Origin of the sequence: Haloarcula ordinaria (genome assembly GCF_029338275.1) — an archaeon.
Lineage (GTDB): Archaea > Halobacteriota > Halobacteria > Halobacteriales > Haloarculaceae > Haloarcula > Haloarcula ordinaria.
Genome location: NZ_CP119789.1, coordinates 2,737,127 through 2,753,037, shown reverse-complemented (window position 1 = coordinate 2,753,037; position 15,911 = coordinate 2,737,127). Strand labels below are relative to the sequence as shown.

General features: G+C 67.4%; 16 protein-coding genes. 8 read left to right on the top strand and 8 right to left on the bottom strand.

Annotated features, from left to right (window positions below; all coding sequences use genetic code 11):
• Positions 1-5 precede the first annotated feature (5 nt).
• On the bottom strand, positions 6-1,919 hold the full coding sequence (locus tag P1L41_RS14500; RefSeq protein WP_276296444.1) for a Hef-associated nuclease: 1,914 nt from the start codon (positions 1,917-1,919) through the stop codon (positions 6-8).
• Positions 1,920-2,012: 93 nt separating this feature from the next.
• On the opposite strand from P1L41_RS14500, the gene P1L41_RS14495 reads away from it, so the two are divergent.
• Both P1L41_RS14495 and P1L41_RS14490 read left to right on the top strand, forming a co-directional pair.
• A complete protein-coding gene (locus tag P1L41_RS14495) occupies positions 2,013-2,510 on the top strand; it encodes a Mov34/MPN/PAD-1 family protein (protein ID WP_276296443.1) in 498 nt (165 codons plus the stop codon).
• Positions 2,507-2,929, top strand: coding sequence for an FAD synthase family protein (locus P1L41_RS14490; RefSeq protein ID WP_276296442.1), 423 nt, complete (start codon positions 2,507-2,509; stop codon positions 2,927-2,929). The genes P1L41_RS14495 and P1L41_RS14490 overlap by 4 nt, the downstream gene beginning before the upstream one ends.
• 116 nt (positions 2,930-3,045) lie before the next feature.
• On the opposite strand, the gene P1L41_RS14485 is transcribed toward P1L41_RS14490, so the two are convergent.
• Positions 3,046-4,206: a pyridoxal phosphate-dependent aminotransferase gene (locus P1L41_RS14485; RefSeq protein WP_276296441.1), complete on the bottom strand. Its 1,161-nt coding sequence runs from the start codon at positions 4,204-4,206 to the stop codon at positions 3,046-3,048.
• The gene (ribH, locus tag P1L41_RS14480; RefSeq protein ID WP_276296440.1) at positions 4,203-4,613 is read right to left on the bottom strand and encodes a 6,7-dimethyl-8-ribityllumazine synthase; all 411 of its coding nucleotides are present in this window, start codon (positions 4,611-4,613) and stop codon (positions 4,203-4,205) included. The genes P1L41_RS14485 and ribH overlap by 4 nt, the downstream gene beginning before the upstream one ends.
• An 89-nt stretch (positions 4,614-4,702) precedes the next feature.
• Here ribH and P1L41_RS14475 point away from each other — a divergent pair, with 89 nt between their 5' ends.
• Together P1L41_RS14475 and P1L41_RS14470 are read left to right on the top strand one after the other, a co-directional pair.
• Positions 4,703-6,622 (top strand): flippase activity-associated protein Agl23, encoded by a 1,920-nt coding sequence (locus P1L41_RS14475; protein ID WP_276296439.1) that lies wholly within the window; start codon positions 4,703-4,705, stop codon positions 6,620-6,622.
• Between the two features lie 51 nt (positions 6,623-6,673).
• The gene (locus tag P1L41_RS14470; protein ID WP_276296438.1) at positions 6,674-7,831 is read left to right on the top strand and encodes a 5-(carboxyamino)imidazole ribonucleotide synthase; all 1,158 of its coding nucleotides are present in this window, start codon (positions 6,674-6,676) and stop codon (positions 7,829-7,831) included.
• A gap of 58 nt (positions 7,832-7,889) precedes the next feature.
• On the opposite strand, the gene P1L41_RS14465 is transcribed toward P1L41_RS14470, so the two are convergent.
• On the bottom strand, positions 7,890-8,162 hold the full coding sequence (locus P1L41_RS14465; protein WP_276296437.1) for a hypothetical protein: 273 nt from the start codon (positions 8,160-8,162) through the stop codon (positions 7,890-7,892).
• 166 nt (positions 8,163-8,328) lie between these two features.
• Here P1L41_RS14465 and P1L41_RS14460 point away from each other — a divergent pair, with 166 nt between their 5' ends.
• Positions 8,329-8,748: a plastocyanin/azurin family copper-binding protein gene (locus tag P1L41_RS14460; RefSeq protein ID WP_276296436.1), complete on the top strand. Its 420-nt coding sequence runs from the start codon at positions 8,329-8,331 to the stop codon at positions 8,746-8,748.
• 90 nt (positions 8,749-8,838) lie between these two features.
• Here the strand turns inward: P1L41_RS14460 and P1L41_RS14455 are convergent, their stop codons facing one another.
• The 4 genes from P1L41_RS14455 to P1L41_RS14440 are packed head-to-tail and all read right to left on the bottom strand — an operon-like array spanning position 8,839 to position 11,294.
• Positions 8,839-9,483 carry a 30S ribosomal protein S3ae gene (locus P1L41_RS14455; RefSeq protein WP_276296435.1) on the bottom strand — a complete coding sequence of 215 codons (645 nt, stop codon included), beginning with the start codon at positions 9,481-9,483 and terminating at the stop codon, positions 8,839-8,841.
• Entirely contained in the window at positions 9,476-9,715 is a 240-nt protein-coding gene (locus P1L41_RS14450; protein WP_276296434.1) for a KEOPS complex subunit Pcc1, read from the bottom strand. The genes P1L41_RS14455 and P1L41_RS14450 overlap by 8 nt, the downstream gene beginning before the upstream one ends.
• A complete protein-coding gene (locus P1L41_RS14445; protein WP_276296433.1) occupies positions 9,712-10,830 on the bottom strand; it encodes a hypothetical protein in 1,119 nt (372 codons plus the stop codon). Before P1L41_RS14445 ends, P1L41_RS14450 begins: the two co-directional genes overlap by 4 nt.
• Positions 10,830-11,294: a 30S ribosomal protein S15 gene (locus P1L41_RS14440; protein WP_276296432.1), complete on the bottom strand. Its 465-nt coding sequence runs from the start codon at positions 11,292-11,294 to the stop codon at positions 10,830-10,832. The genes P1L41_RS14445 and P1L41_RS14440 overlap by 1 nt, the downstream gene beginning before the upstream one ends.
• A gap of 226 nt (positions 11,295-11,520) precedes the next feature.
• Between P1L41_RS14440 and P1L41_RS14435 the strand changes: the two genes are divergently transcribed.
• The 3 genes from P1L41_RS14435 (at position 11,521) to P1L41_RS14425 (ending at position 15,908) form a co-directional block, all read left to right on the top strand.
• Positions 11,521-12,069 carry a DUF4382 domain-containing protein gene (locus P1L41_RS14435; protein WP_276296431.1) on the top strand — a complete coding sequence of 183 codons (549 nt, stop codon included), beginning with the start codon at positions 11,521-11,523 and terminating at the stop codon, positions 12,067-12,069.
• Positions 12,070-12,177: 108 nt separating this feature from the next.
• Positions 12,178-14,022: a DUF7289 family protein gene (locus P1L41_RS14430; RefSeq protein ID WP_276296430.1), complete on the top strand. Its 1,845-nt coding sequence runs from the start codon at positions 12,178-12,180 to the stop codon at positions 14,020-14,022.
• Between the two features lie 140 nt (positions 14,023-14,162).
• Entirely contained in the window at positions 14,163-15,908 is a 1,746-nt protein-coding gene (locus P1L41_RS14425) for a DUF7289 family protein (protein ID WP_276296429.1), read from the top strand.
• Positions 15,909-15,911 lie beyond the last annotated feature (3 nt).

Genomic DNA, 15,911 nt, shown 5'->3' with positions numbered 1-15,911 from the left:
TGCGCTCAGACCTCTTCGGGGAGCGCCGTCGAGCTGCCGAGGTCCTCGTCGATCTCCGCGTCGGCCATCTTCTCGACGAGCGCGTCGATGACGGGGTCGCGCATCCCCGAGACGAACTTGATGGACCCGACGACCAGGTGGCCGCCGCCGGAGACGCCGCCGCCGTCGACCTCCTCGGTGAGTTCGGTGACCATCCGCGGGATGTCCAGTCGGACGCCGTCGCTCCGGAGGACGGCGAAGTCGGGGCCGTAGCCGATGGTGATGACCGGGTCACCCGTCTCGGCGACCTTCCGGTCGTGGACCTCGCCGGTGGTCTTCCCCGGCGCAGGGTAGGTGAATCGGTGCGCGTGGTTCTCGACGTCTATACGGTAGAGGTGCGCGCCGTTGTCGAGGCGCTCGTGTTCGACGTGGGACATCGCGGCGTCCAGCTGGTCCTCGACGTCGCGCTCGGCCCGGGTCGCGAGGAACTCGACGACCTCCGCGTGGCGCTCGCGGTCGTCGCAGTCGACGTTCAGCACGTCGGTGATGAGCTGCTCGCCCGAGCTGTATCGGAGCCAGTGGGTGGCGTAGTCGAGCGCCTCGCCGATGTCGCGGAGGTCGCCCTCCGTGTATCCCTGTTCGCGCGCGAGGTCGACGTAGTCGGGCATCGCCTCGCCTTCCGAGCGGTCCGAGAGGCCGGCGACGGCGGGGACGTGGCGCAGGTCGTCGGTCAGGTCGGGGTCGATCATCCGGGCGAGCTCGACACACAGCATGCCCGTCGTGATGCGGTAGTCCTCGTCGTGGAGGTAGGGGTTGACGTGGTGTTCGAGGAACGGCTCGACCGCCCCCGGGTCCGGGTGGTGGTGGTCGACGACGACCACCGGGATGTCGTAGTGGCGGAGGTTGCGGTAGGCCGGCGTGTCCTCCTCGGTCGACCCGTTGTCGAGCATCAGCACCATCGGAAGCTTCTGGCCGTGGCGGGTGCGGTCCTCCAGCGCGAAGTTCAGGTCCCGTGTGACGTCCTCCATCTCGTAGTACGGGGCCTTGCTCGGCAGGCGCTTGAGGAGGTGCTCGGGCGCGCTCTCGTCGGTGTAGTGGGCCGCGATGAACCGCTCGAGGGCGACCTGGAGCGGGACGCTGGCACAGAGGCCGTCGCCGTCGGCGTGGTGGCGCATCCGGATGGGGCGCCCCTCCAGTACCGTCCGGCGGAGCTCGGTCGCGACCTCGCGGAGGTCGTCCCAGAGCTTCTCGAAGGCGGGCCAGTCGACCAGCGGCTCGATATCGGCGGGCTGGGCAGCCGCTTCGAGCGCCTCGTCGAGGTCGGCCAGCACCGCGTCGGCGTCGGCACCCTCGAGGACCGACAGCGAGTCGAGTTCGATCTGGACGCCGCCGTCGCGCTCCTCGGCACGGCCTGAGACGCGGACGACGTCGTCGATTTCGACGTCCGGGTGGGCGCGGACGCCGGCCTCCTCGAAGACGGCACAGGGGACCACGCCGGAGGTGTCCCGGACCTGGAAGATGGTCGGCCCGCCGGTCTGTTTGATCTGGACGACCTGCCCCTCGACGACGACCGTCTCACCGGTCGCGTCGGCGAGGTCGGCGACGACGCGCGCGTCGCCGTGGGCGACGTGTCGCTCCTCGTAGTCGGCGACCTGGACCTCCTCGAAGGAGAGGTCGCCGTCCGGACGAATCTCTCCGAGTTCGACGACGAGGTCGTCGCCGACCTCGTAGGTACCCACGAGGTTCGAGTCGTGGACCAGGCCGGACACGTCCTCCGAAAGGTCGACGAAGACGCCGTATTCGACGGTCCCGTTGACCGTCGCGTGGTACAGCGCTCCTTCCTCGAGGTCGTCGACAGTACACTCTGCAGCGAGATCGTAGACGACGGGTCCCCCGTCGGGAACCGCGGCACCGTCTCCGGTGCCAGTTGGCGAAGACATTTGCAGTTCCTTCGGCGCTCCCCGGTTTGTACTCTTCGAAATCCCTGGGCGCGAGACACAACGCTTAGAACCGACCGGACCCGAGCGCCACGCATGGGGTTGTTTCGCTCGGGCGGCATCCTCGGCATCGCCGAGCCGGCGCTCGACTTCGCACTCGCCGCATCGGAAGACGCCCACCCGAACGAGTACATGGGCCTGCTGCGGGGCGCAGACGCGAGCGAGGTGGGTCTCGACGAGGACGGCACCGTCCTGACCGAGGTGCTGGTCATCCCGGGCACCGAATCGAACCCGGTCAGTGCGACGGTCAAGACGAGCATGGTCCCGAACGACATGCGGGCCGCGGGCTCGGTCCACTCGCACCCGAACGGTGTCCTCCGACCGAGCGACGCCGACCTGGCGACGTTCGGCCGCGGCGACGTCCACATCATCGTCGGGTACCCGTACGGCCCCGACGACTGGCAGGCCTTCGACAACGAGGGGGAGCCCGTCGACCTGCCGGTCCTCGACGTCGACCCGCCCGAAGAGACCTTCTTCGACTTCGACCAGACCGACATCGACCGCGAGCTCCGAGAGGAGGAGTTCGACTCGTGACCCGCGTCGTCGCGCAGGGGACGTTCGACATCCTGCACCCGGGGCACGTCCACTACCTGGAGGACGCCGCCGCGATGGGTGACGAGCTGCACGTCATCGTCGCGCGCTCGGTCAACGTCACCCACAAGGAGCCACCGGTCGTGCCCGACGGCCAGCGCCGGGAGATGGTCGCCGCGCTGAAGCCCGTCGACGAGGCGCACCTGGGTGACGCCGACGACATCTTCGTCCCCATCGAGCGAATCGACCCGGACGTCATCGCGCTTGGGTACGACCAGCACCACGACGAGTCGACCCTCCAGGCGGCCCTTGGCGACCGCGGCCTCGACTGCGAGATTCGCCGAGCGACGCCGCTGGAACGCGACGACGAGCTGCTCTCGACCGGGCGCATCATCGACCGGATTCTGCGACAGCGGGACTAGCCGACGGCCATCCGCATCACTCGTGTTGATTCAGACGACGAGCCAGCGGCCGGGCCGGCGAGTTCAGCCGGGGCTCGACGGGTAGACGACGTGGGAGAACTGACGGCGACGACCCCTCAGATGAGGTCCGCGTCGGCCAGCCTGTCGACGGCTTCCTGGAGTCGGTCCTTGCTGTTGGCATACGAGATACGCGCGTAGCCGGGCGTCCCGAAGGCGCTGCCCGGGACGGTGGCGACCTGGGCTTCGGAGATGGCCGCGTCGCACCACTCGGTGTCGTCCCCGTCGGGCGCGACGTGGGGCATCATGTAGAACGCGCCCTGCGGTTCGGGCACCTCGACGCCGTGGTCCTCGAAGAGGCCCATCAGGAACTCGCGGCGCTCGGCGAAGGCCTCTCGCATCTCCTCGACGGCCTCGTCGGTGTTGGTGATGGCCTCGACGCCGGCGTGCTGGACGAAGTTCACGGCACAGGAGACGGAGTGGGAGTGAATCTTCCCGGCCTGCGAGACCAGCTCTTCGGGGCCGGCGAAGTAGCCCAGCCGCCACCCGGTCATCGAGTAGGCCTTCGAGAAGCCGTTGAGCGTGACCGTTCGGTCTTCCATGCCCTCGAGCGTGCCCAGCGAGACGGCCTCGACGCCGTCGTAGGTAATCTCCTTGTATATCTCGTCGGAGATGACGGTGATATCGTGCTCGACGGCGATGTCGCGGAGGCCCTCCAGCGCCTCGCGGGAGTACACCGCGCCGTGGGGGTTGCCCGGCGAGTTGACGACGAGCAGTTCCGTCTCGTCGGAGACTGCCTGGGCGAGGTCGTCGAGTGCCCCCTCCAGTTGGAAGTCGTGAGCGGCGGTGTCGACGCGGGTGAGCGTGCCGCCGGCGAGCTTCGCCATCGCCTCGTAGGAGACCCACGCCGGGTCCAGCAGGACGACCTCGTCGCCGTCGTCGATGATGGTCTGGAATATCTCGTAGAGGGCCTGCTTGCCACCCGGCGTGACGATGAGGTTCTCCGGGCCGTACTGCGTGAGGCCGTCGTCGTGGAGCTTCTCGGCGATGGCCTCCTTGAGCTCGGGGATGCCGTTCGAGGAGGTGTAGCCGGTGTGGCCGGCGTCGAGCGCGGCCTTGGCGGCGTCCTTGATGTTCTCGGGCGTGTCGAAGTCGGGTTCGCCCACGGAGAGGTCGACGACGTCCTTGCCCTCGGCCTCCAGTTCGGCTGCCTTGTTGCTGATCGCGAGCGTCGCGCTCGGCTCTACACGTTCGACGCGGGAAGCGAAGTCCATAGTCATGGTAGTTGTGTCGCGAGTTCGATGGCGCTCGTGACGGCCGTCCCCCCTTTGTGGGTCCTGGCCTCGGCCTCGTCCCGGCTCATCCCCGGACCGATGATGCCCAGCGTGACGGGGGTGTCCCGCTCGAGCGAGACGTCTGTCAGGGCTCGTGCGGCGGCGTCGGTGATGACTTTGTCGTGGTCGGTGTCGCCTTCGATGACGACGCCGAGGACGGCGACGGCGTCGACCGCGTCGCGACGGGCCAGTCGGTCCGCCGCGAGCGGCGTGTCGTACGCTCCGGGGACCGTAACCGTCTCGACGATGTCGGCGTCGTGGTCGGCTGCGGCCGCGCGGGCCGACGCGGTCATCTCCTCGATGACGGCGCCGTGTTTGTCGTACTGGGCGACGACCAGTCCGAGCTGCACCATGTGTGAGTGGGTGGCTGTCGGCACTAAAGAACTACCGTTCCGCGGTGAGAACCAGAAGGATTCTAATCCCTGACTCGTTTCACCCTGGTATGGTCGGGTCTCGCGACGTACTGTCGGCCCTGCGCGAGCGTCGGGTCCGCTTCCGGACCTGGCTCGCCGAAGACGAGTACGCCCTCGTGAAGCTCGTCGTCGGCATCTCGGTGCTCGCCCTCCTCCTGCGGCTCCCGTTCCTGGGCGCTCGCCCCGCTCACTTCGACGAGGGCCGCGTGGCTTACTGGGCATTACACTATGGCGAGACCGGCTCCTTCGCCTACCGTCGAATCATCCACGGCCCGTTCATCCAGCACGTCGACCGCTACGTCTTCGCCGTGCTCGGGCCGAGCGACTTCACGATGCGACTGCCCGTCGCCGTCGTGGGCAGCCTGCTGCCGCTGACAGCGCTGCTCTTTCGCGACCATCTCCGCCAGACCGAGACGGTGGCGATGGCGCTCCTGCTCGCGGTCAACCCCGTTCTCCTCTTCTACTCGCGGTTCATGCGCAGCGACGTCCTCGTCGCGGCGTTCATGTTCGCCGCCTTCGGCCTGCTGGTCCGGTTCTACGACACGCGACGGCCACGGTACCTCTACGCCGTCGCCTTCTTCATGGCGCTCGGGTTCGCCTCGAAGGAGAACGCTATCGTCTACGTCCTCACGTGGTTCGGCGCGCTCGGCCTCCTGCTGGCGAAGGTGTTCGTCCTCCCGAACGGCTACCGCGAGGCGGGCGACTTCCTCCGAGACGGCCCCTCGATGGGCGCCATCAAGCACCGCGTCGTCGGTCGGTTCTACGGTGCGATACACACCCTGGTCGCCCCGGTCCGGTCGTTCCGCGAGCGCCACGACAGCCCGGCGACCGTGCTGGGGGCCTACGCCGGGCACGTCGCGCTCGCGGTCCTCCTGTTCGGACTCGTCTCCCTGTTCTTCTACGCCCCGCGCGGGGCCGGACTCGAAGGCATCAGGCACCCACCGGCACCGCCCAGCGAGGGCTCGGTCGGCCTCTGGCAGGGCGTCTTCGAGCCCCGCCTGTTCCCCCAGATGGTCGAGGCCACCCTCGACCGCGTGGTCGACCAGTACGGCGAGTGGTTCGAACCGGCGTCCGAGAAGACGCCGGACGCGTACCGCAGCCACCTCGGCACCTCGCTGAAGGCGCTCGGATACGCCTCCGCGCCGCTCCTCACCTTCTCGGTGTTCGGCTACGCGCTCGACCGCCTGGGTATCGTCCGCCCGCGCCATCTCGTCCCCTTCGTCGCCTACGGTGGGTTCGTCTCCATCGTCGGCTACCCCGCCGGGACCGACATCGGCGCGCCCTGGATCGTCGTTCACACCGTCGTCCCGCTCGCGCTCCCGGCCGGCGTCGGCCTCGCGGCCGTGTTCCGGTGGGGCGGACAGTCCCTGGAGATGGACGACGTCGTCGGCGTCGCGATAACCGGACTCATCGTCGTCCTGGTGACCGCGCTTGTCGCCAACGTCGCAGTGACGAACGTCTACACGAACGGCGACACCGACGAGAACCCGCTGGTGCAGTTCGCCCAGCCCGAGGAGTCGACCCGCGCGGCCCTCGAGACGATGGACCGCGTCGCGACGGCGAACGCGAACGGACCGGACGTCGTGATGTACCACGGCGAGAAGGGCGACGCCTACGACGGGGGTGAAGCGTTCGTCGAGCAGAACCGCTCTTCGTGGGACGGCGCGTACTGGAACCTCGAACCCACCTGTCTGCAGTGGCACAACACGCTCCCGCTCCCGTGGTACTTCGCGGCCGACGACGTCTCGGCGGTCTGTGAGAACAGCCCGACGGCACTGGGTGTCGCAGCCATGACCGAGCGGCCGCCGATGATAATCACGCAGGACTTCGACTCGACGGTCCCCCGCGAGCGGCTGCGTGACAACGGGTACACCGGAGAGACCTACCGGCTGCGGACCAGCGGCTACAAGAACGTTTTCACCGTCTGGGTCCACGAGTCCTACCGCTGAGCGTCGGGGCAGAAATCAACGTTTAAGCGCGCTGCCCCGAAAGCGCGCGATATGACACTCACCTCGCCAGGACCGACCGTCGGCGTGGTCGGCGGTGGCCAGCTCGGACGCATGATGGGGGAGGCTGCGGCCCCCCTGGGACTCGAACTGGTCGTCGCCGACCCGACGCCGGACTGTCCGGCCGCACCCGTCGTCCGCGACCAGCTGGTCGGGGGGTTCGAGGACCGCGAGACGTTCCGCGAACTGGCCGAGCGCTCGGACTACCTCACCTTCGAGATCGAACTGGCCGACCCGGACGTACTGGAGGCCGTCGCCGCGGAGACGGGCACACCGGTCCACCCCAAGCCTGCGACGCTGCGCACCATCCAGGACAAGCTCGTCCAGAAGCGCCGACTCAGCGACGCGGGCGTTCCGGTCCCGGAGTTCCGTGTCGTCGATACCGCTGCCGACCTCCGGGAGGCCTGCGACGACCTTGGTTACCCCGCGATGCTCAAGGCCCGCACGGGCGGCTACGACGGCCGTGGGAACGTCCCGGTCTCGGGCCCAGACGACGTCGAGGCGGCTATCGAGGACATCGCCGGCCCGGCGATGGTCGAAGAGATGGTCGACTTCGAGCGTGAACTCGCCGTGATGGGTTGTCGCGGTGACGGCGAACGCGACACCTACCCAGTCACCGAGACCATCCACGAGGCGGAGATTCTCCGGGAGTCGGTCGCCCCGGCGCGTGCCGAGGAGTCCGTCCGCGAGCGCGCACGGGATGTCGCTCTCGACGTGCTCGACGTGATGGAGGGCCGCGGCGTCTTCGGCATCGAGCTGTTCCAGACGAGCGACGACGAGATTCTGCTGAACGAGATCGCCCCACGTCCGCACAACTCCGGGCACTGGACTATCGAGGGGTGTCACACCTCGCAGTTCGAGCAGCATCTTCGGGCCGTCGCGGGCCTCCCGCTCGGGTCGACCGAACTCCGGTCGCCGACGGTCTCGACGAACATCCTGGGCGACGTCGACGAGCGGCAGGCCGCGGAACTCCACGGCGAGCGAGACGTGCTCGCGACGCCGCGGGCACACCTCCACTGGTACGGCAAGCGCGAGGTCTACGAACTGCGGAAGATGGGCCACGTCACGGTCACTGGCCCGGACGACGTGGACCGCGACGACTTGCTGGCGGACTCGAGGGCGCTGCGCGGCGGCCTCACATTCCGGGACTGACCGGGAGCGGCGGCTCAGGGTCGTTCGAACCCGCAAAAGATTCACCGTACTCCACCGTTCAGGCCGAGGGCTGTGGCATCGTCTTCTCTTCGGCCATGTCGAGGAACCTGTTCTCGGGTTCACCTTGCACGCCCGCTGCTCTCATGACTCCCGGAAGATCCTCGGATTCCATGAACTCACGAGCGCCGTCTTCACTTTCGAATTCAGCGATCAACGTCAGATCGTCCGGGTTCTCACTGTCGCGGAAGAGCCGGTAGTTCTGCTGGCCGTGTTCGACGCGGCTGTCGTCGCCGTCGTCGAAGTACGGTTTCCACGCGCCGTAGTCGGCCACTTCGTGTCGAACTCTCACATAGGCCATGAATCTCTCACTAATAATAATTAACTATTTTCGCGCTTACAAACACACGTCGCCAGGGACTCACATCGGGCAGGTTCACCGACAGCACGTGTCGCAGTGAACCGAGTTGCCTTTGGTCGTCTGGCACGGACCCACGGCTATGGAGCGACGGGCCTTCCTCCGGGCGGTCGGACCGGCGGCCGTGGCCGGCCTCGCCGGGTGTATCGGCGGAAGCAGCGGTACCCAGGAGTACGACGTCGGGATGTCGGCACGGGCGTACCGACCCCCGCAGGTCGAGATCGAACCCGGAACGACCCTCACGTGGCTGAACACGAGCAAGCAGGGCCACACGGTCACGGCCTACGAGGGACAGCTCCCCGAGGGCGCCGAGTTCTTCGCCTCGGGCGACTTCGCCTCGGAACAGGACGCCCGGGAGGCCTGGGGCAACAGCAACCGCGGGACGCTGTTCGAGGGCCAGTCGTACGAACACACCTTCGAGGTCGAAGGGGAGTACCCGTACTTCTGTATCCCCCACGAGCGCGGCGGGATGGTCGGCACCGTCGTCGTGACGTCGGAGTAGCGCCCGAGAATCATACGCTGCCGACAGACTCCCGTCTCGCTCGACGCTGTACGTGTCGCGTACGTGCAGAAAAAGTGACGGTCGGCCGAATCAGGCCTCTTCGACGTCGACGTCCTCTTCGTCGACGTCGACCGAGACCTCTTCTTCGGCGGCGACTTCCTCGGGTCGCGCTTCGAGGGTGGTCTTCTGGATCTCGACGCGTCGGAGCGGGTAGATGTCCTTGGCCTCGCTGTAGATAGCCGAGGAGAGTCGCCCCTCGACGACGCTGTCGACGACCTCTTCGAAGGTGCGGTCCTTCGCCGTCTCGCGGACGAGGTCGATCATCGTCCGGCGGATGGCCTTCTCCTGCGAGGCGTCGGCCTTCTTCGTCGTGACGGCGACGGGCTGAATCTGGACGCGGTAGTCGTCCGTGGTCAGCACGGTGACGAAGGCTTCGATCTTCGAGGAGCCGCGGCGGACGAGCGAGCGCAGGTAGTCCCGCGTCAGCTCGTGCTTGACGAACTCCGTGTACGCGGAGTCGCTCGCCACCTCGTTGATTTTGAAGGTCAGCTTCGTGTTGTTCTCGCTGGCGTCGTTGTTCAGTTCGCCCAGCGTGGTTTCGATGGTGCGTCCGAGCACCTGGTCCGGTTCGTCTGCGGGTGTACGGCCGAGCTCTGCCCGGTCGAACTGCTCGGGGGCGAGCACGGTGTACCACCGCTTTTGCTGTTTGCGCTTGGAGACGCTTCGTTCACTCATGGTTGGATTCTTTCGTGTCGTTCGTAAGCTGTGCTGCGACTCGGAGGTTGACGACGTAGTCGTCGACGGTCGACTGCAGGCCGCTCGTGGTGTCGCGCTCGACGGTGGTCACGACGGCGTCGTCGTTGACGTGCGTGTCCATCTCGTCGGTGTTGTCCGGTTCGAGTGCGGCCGCGATACGCTCGGCGGCGGCCGGCGACCCGTGTGTCGTGCGGAGCTCGGCGCGTCTCATAGGGCCTCCCTGAACGCTTCGATGAGGTCGGCCGTCGAGACGTCGAACTGTGCGCGCACACCGGCACCGGCGGCGACGGTCTGTCCCCCGACGGCGTCGGTCGCGGCCCGCATCGCCGCGGCCACGTCCCGGCCGTCGGTCGCTCGGACCGCCGCCTCGCCGTCCGTGACGACGAGCGTCACCGGTTCCAGCGAACGGAAGTCCGCGACGAGCCTGGCGACGGTGCCGACGGGCATCGCGTCGCCACGGGCGACGAACAGGCCATCGTAGCGGCCGGTCGTCGCGTCCGAGATAGCCCCGTGAGCACGTCGGGCGTGGGTCCGCCACGCGTCGAGCGCGTCCTCGCGGACGCTGTCGTGGCCAAGCGCCAGCGCGATGCCGACACCGGGCCGCTCTCTGGCGACAGCGTCGAGCACGTCGGCGTAGCCGCCGACCGTCTCGAACGGGCCGCCGACGTAGGGGCGAAGCGCCCGCTGGACCGCTGTCGCGGCCCGCGTGGACGCCGTCTCGCTGCCCGTAACGTCGAGCGCGACCAGCGACGCGACGCGCCGGTGGTCGTCTGCTGTCAGCTCGGCCGGCAGGTCGAGGTCGGCGAGCGTCGCCCGTGCACGGTCGGCGTCGCCGGAGAACGGTCCCGACAACAGCGTCGAATGGGCCAGTCCGTCGGCGAGGTCAGCGACCGGCACGGCGACGCCGGGGCGTCGGTCGAGGCCAGCGCGTTCGGCGGCTTCGGCCACTGTACCGTCGACATCGCCCGTGGCGATGGTGCCGGCGAGTGCGAGCGTCGGCGACGTCGTCGCGTCGAGCTCGCGAGCCGTCTCGAAGGCCGTCGCGGCGACCCGGTCGGTGAGCGTGACGTCCGCAGTCGGTCCTGCGTGACCGAGCGCGACGGTGAGGTCTGCGTCGGTGGTCCGGTCGGGGTCGGCGAAGGGGCCGACGACGCTCGCCTGGAACGGCGTGCCGTCGTCGTCGAGCGCCCGCGCCAGGACGCCAGTCGCCGCCAGCGTCTCGCCACGCGCGTCGCTAACGAGGCGAACGAAGGTGGCCTCGCGCAGCGACGCGGCGAGGTCACTGGCGGTGTGGGCTGGCGCGCTGTCCCGACCGGTCGCCGACATCAGTCGAGGAGCTCGACCGCTTTGTCGTAGCTGTAGGTGAAGTCCTCGTCGACGCCGTCACCGCGGTAGTAGTCGACGAGCCGGCGGATCTTCGACTGCGTGTTCTGGAGCGCACGCTTGTTCTGGTGGTCGCCGGGGTTCTCGTCCATGTGCTCACGGAGGCGCACGGCGCGCTCCATGAGGTTGCGGAGGTCCTCGGGGAGTTCGGGCTCGGCCTCGTTCGCCTCGAGAATCTCGGTGACCTTCTTGCCGGTCGCGAGCTTGACGTTCGGGACGGGCGTGCCCTGAACGCCCTCGTCGCGCAGCTGCAGGCCGATCTCGCTCGGCGAGTGACCCTGTTCGGCGAGTTCGACGACGCGCGCCTCGATGGCGTCCTCGTCGACGTCGCTCCACTCCGGAGGTTCGTCTGCGACGGGCTTGTCCGAGTCGGACGAGCCACGTCGGCGTGTATGCATTCGTGCCATAGTTCTGGTTGGAACGGCACAGACCGCTCGTCGCTACCCGGTAGCGAGGCGTATTGGCATCGGCTGATGCCGAACACGGCCGCAATCCCGAGCCGTGGAAGCCCACGGCGTGTCAGATTTGCGGTCGTGCTGTTCCCACTGGCTCGTCGTCGCTGACCCGACTAAACGGTTTCTATCTCGCGAGAGGGCAGCAGACATTTATAATGGACTCGTGTATCACCCCGGCATGCAGCGCCGTGACTTCCTCCGGACGACTGGCCTGGTCGCAAGCGGTGGCGCGCTCGCCGGCTGTCCGGGACGGAACCGGGAGACCGGGCTCCTCGTGGCGCGACTCAGTGACCAGTCGGGCGTCATCGGCGACTTCGAGTCCTGCGTGGTCACGATACGCGAACTCCGCGTCCTTTCCGCAGCCGACGCCACCGAGACGGAGGACCACGAGGGCGCGGAGCTGCTCTTCTCGGTCGACGAGGTCTCGGTCGACCTCGTCGAGATCGCCGGCGAGGGGTCGGCGTTCGCCCTCGAGCAGGAACTGATGCCGGGGGCGTACGTCTACCTGAAACTCGTGGTCGCGAACGTCGACGCGACGCTCACCGACGGCCGCGAGGCGGTGGTCGAGACGCCGGACAACGGCCCGCTGAAGTTCCCCGTCCCGTTCGAGATTCGGTCGGGCCAGGGGACCACGCTCACTGCCGACGTCGCCCCGGTCCAGCGGGGCGCCCCGACCAGTTACCTGCTCCGGCCGATGCCGTCGAACACCACGGTCTCGTACGACTGAGCACGAGTGTCTCGTTATCGGATGACTCCGGTTCCCGCCTGCCGAATATCGACTTTGATAGCTCGGCCGAGCTGTTTAATAGGAACGCACATGGAAGCTAACTGAACAATGGGGGCCCGTGGGTACGGACCGGGAGCGCGCGGCCAGAGCGCGCCGCTGGGGCTGTTGCTCGTGTTTGCCGTCATGATTATCGGGACGACCGCGGTCGTCGCGCTCGGGGCGGGTGCTATCGACTCGACGCAGACGCAACTCGACGCCGAGCGTATCGAGAACACGATGACGCAGTTCGACTCCGAGACGTCACTCGTCGCGCTCGGTCAGTCCGGCGTCCAGCAGGTCGAACTCTCTGCCACCGTGTCGAGCGGCTACACCGTCGACGGGTCGGCGGGGTGGATGAACCTCTCCTACGAGAACCGGTCGACGGGCGTCCAGACGACGATATACAACGAGTCGATGGGCGTGGTCACGTACGAGGGACGGGACGGCAGCCGAATCGCCTATCAGGGCGGCGGGGTCTGGCGACGCGACCCCACCGGGTCCTCGTCGGTGATGGTCTCGCCGCCGGAGTTCCACTACCGGAACGCGACCCTGACGCTCCCGCTGGTGACCGTCAGCGGCGATGGGGTGCTGAACGAACGCGCCGCCGTCACACGGAACAGCTCGCGCGTGTTCTACCCGAACCAGTCCATCAACAGCGCGTTCCGCAACCCTCTGCAGAACGGCGAGGTCACGGTCACCGTCCAGAGCGACTACTACCGCGCCTGGGGAACGTACTTCGAGGAGCGGACCGAGGGCGAAGTGAGCTACGACCACCCGAAGAACCGGGTGACGCTGCGTCTGGTCTCCCCCATCGAGAAACGGAAGATAACCTCGGCGACGGCGAGTCTCTCGGCTAGCGGGTCGTTCGTCATCCAGGGGTCGTCAATCAGTGCCTGTGGCGGGTCACCGACGCCCTACACTGACAGCTACGACTCCAGCGGGACGAACGACGACTACTGCACGCAGAAGTCCAACGGCGCGACCGGCACCAACGGCGACGTGGTCTACGGCGACGACGTCGACATCAGCAGTGGGGCGGGAAGCGACGAAATCCTGGGGAACGTCACTGCCGGCGGGAGTGTCATCGTCGGTAACGGCGGCGGGAAGCCCTACGTCCACGGAAACATCAGCTACACGGACAACTGCACCCCTTCGGAGAGCGACTGTGCCAGCCGCATCACGGACCCGAACGGTAACGTCGAGCAGATAAACGGGGTCCAGACCGTCTCCTCGATAAACGGACTCGTCCGGGATACGGTCGACGACGCGGCGTCGGACAACGACAACGGTGCGACGGTGAACGTCAGCTCGAACCAGCTGGACTTCGATGCGGCCGGCCCGTCCGACACCGTCGAACTGTACGCCGGCACTTACTACCTGACGAACATCGACTTCTCCGGCGGGGACGAGCTCATCCTCAACACCACTGACGGCGACGTCACGCTCGTCGTCAAGGAGAACGTCGAACTCCCCGACGACGCGACCGTCGACGTGGTCGACGACGGCACGGCGAGCGTCTACGTCGAGGGGACTGGCGGCAACGCGAACCAGCTGATGATGGGCAAGAAATCCGAGATAACGAACGACGGAGACGACGCCCCGCAGTTCCGCCTGTACGGCCAGGACAACTTCACGGCGGCCATCGGGGACGGGAGCGGCGGGAACCCGGCACGGTTCGTCGGGGTCATCTACGCCCCACCGGGCGCCAGCGGGTCCGGGAGCGTGACGCTGAACGGCGGCATCGTCTACGGCGGTGTCCTCACCGGCACGACGACGATACCGACCAGTGGCAGCGGCGCCATCCACTACGACGACGCGCTCCAGGAAAGCGCCGTCATCTCTCGCTCGGACAAGATCGTCAAGGTGACCTACATCCACGCCTCGGTCAGCGAAGTCAACGTCACGTCCGGGTGAGATGGGACGGCTTCTCGCCCGTCCGAGGATATCGGTATTGATATTTGGGGCCGTTTCTACACCCTATTTATATACTAAACCCGGTATCTAGCCGACATTTACCCCCGTGACTTATCAGCAGTGATTCCAAAGGTACAGTGATGCTTCGGTCCCTGGGTCAGGGTGGAACGCAGCGAGCGCAATCTGCGCCACTCGGACTGTTGCTCGTCTTCAGCATGGTCATCGTCGGGTCGACGCTCGTCGTCGGCCTGGGCGCGACGGCGCTCACCGACACCGAGGCGGGGCTGGACGTCTCGCGGTCCGAGAAGGTGATGACACAGCTGGACTCGGAGGCGGCGATGGTCGCGCTGGGGTCCTCGAACGGTCGGCAGGTGTCGCTCTCGCAGGTCCAGGGCGCTCGCTACCGCGTCGACGACGGCGCCGGTCGGATGGAGATAACCATCACGAACACCTCGGCGGACCCCGCGACGACGACCACGCTGCTCGACGTCGACCTCGGCGCGGTTGTCTACGAGAACGAGGACCGCCAGGTCGCCTACCAGGGCGGCGGCGTCTGGAAGAAGTCCCGGGACGGCACCGTGATGATCTCGCCGCCGGAGTTCTACTACCGGGACGCGACGCTCACGCTGCCGCTGATAACCGTCAGTGGCGACACGACGCTCTCCGGACGGGCCTCGCTGACCCCTGACGAGACGACCCAGGTATACCCCGACGCCGGTGCCGACCGGACCAACCCCCTCGAGACCGGCGTCGTCAACGTCACCGTCACCAGCGAGTACTACCGCGCCTGGGGCCGGTACTTCGAGGAACGGACCGACGGGTCGGCGATGTACGACCACGAGAACCAGCGGGTGACGACGACCCTTACAGTGCCGACTGGCCCGCGTGAGGTGACGAGCGCAGTCGCCGCAACGGCCGCCGGCGGCGAGATTCGCCTCTCGGGCAACGGTGGCGACCCCGCCCGGACAGACAGCTACGACTCCTCCGTGGGGACGGGCGCGTACGCCGACACCAGGGGCGCGTTCGGCACCGTCACCACTGCGGGCGACGTCGTCGTCACGGGCAACAGCGAGGTCAACGGGTCGATTCGCTCCGGCGACCGCGTCGAGGTCAAGGGGAGCGGGTGGGTCAACGGCAGCGTCGAGTACACCTCGAGCAAGAAGATCAAGGGCACCGTCGAGGGGAGCGTCTCCCAGATTGGCGGCGTCGACGGCGCTGCGCCCATCGATGGCTACGTCCAGCAGCAGGTCGACAACGCGAGCGCCGAGAACGACAACGGTGACACGGGCGCTATCACGGGCAACACGCTCGCCAGCGGGGACCGGACGCTCACCGAGGGCGTCTACTACCTCGAGAGGGTCCGGCTGGACGGCGATACGTTGACGCTCGATACCGGAACTGGCGACATTACGCTCGCGGTCCGGGACTACGTCCACGTCGAGAACGACGGCCGCATCGAGGTGGTCGGCGACGGACAGGTCCGCGTGTTCGTCCAGGGCGAGGCAACCAGCCCCTCCGGTGCGCACTTCTCGATTCCCAACTCCGGCGGTGTCGTCGACGTCGCGGACAACCAGAACGCCTCACAGTTCTGGCTCTACGGTAAATCCGGTTTCAAAGCCGACCTCGACGGGTCGGGTTCCTCGACCATCCGCTACGAGGGCGTCATCTACGCCCCTGCCGGTATCGCTGGGTCGAGCGACGTCTACATCGGCAAGGCGCACCTCTACGGCGGCATCGTCGCTGGAAGTGTCGAACTGGACAACGGCGGCACGGTCCACTACGACCAGGCGCTGCTGGGTCAGCGCGCGATTCCCCCTCAGACCAACATCATCAGGCTGACGTACCTCCACATCTCCGAGAACGAGCTCAACGTCACGAACGGATGAGCG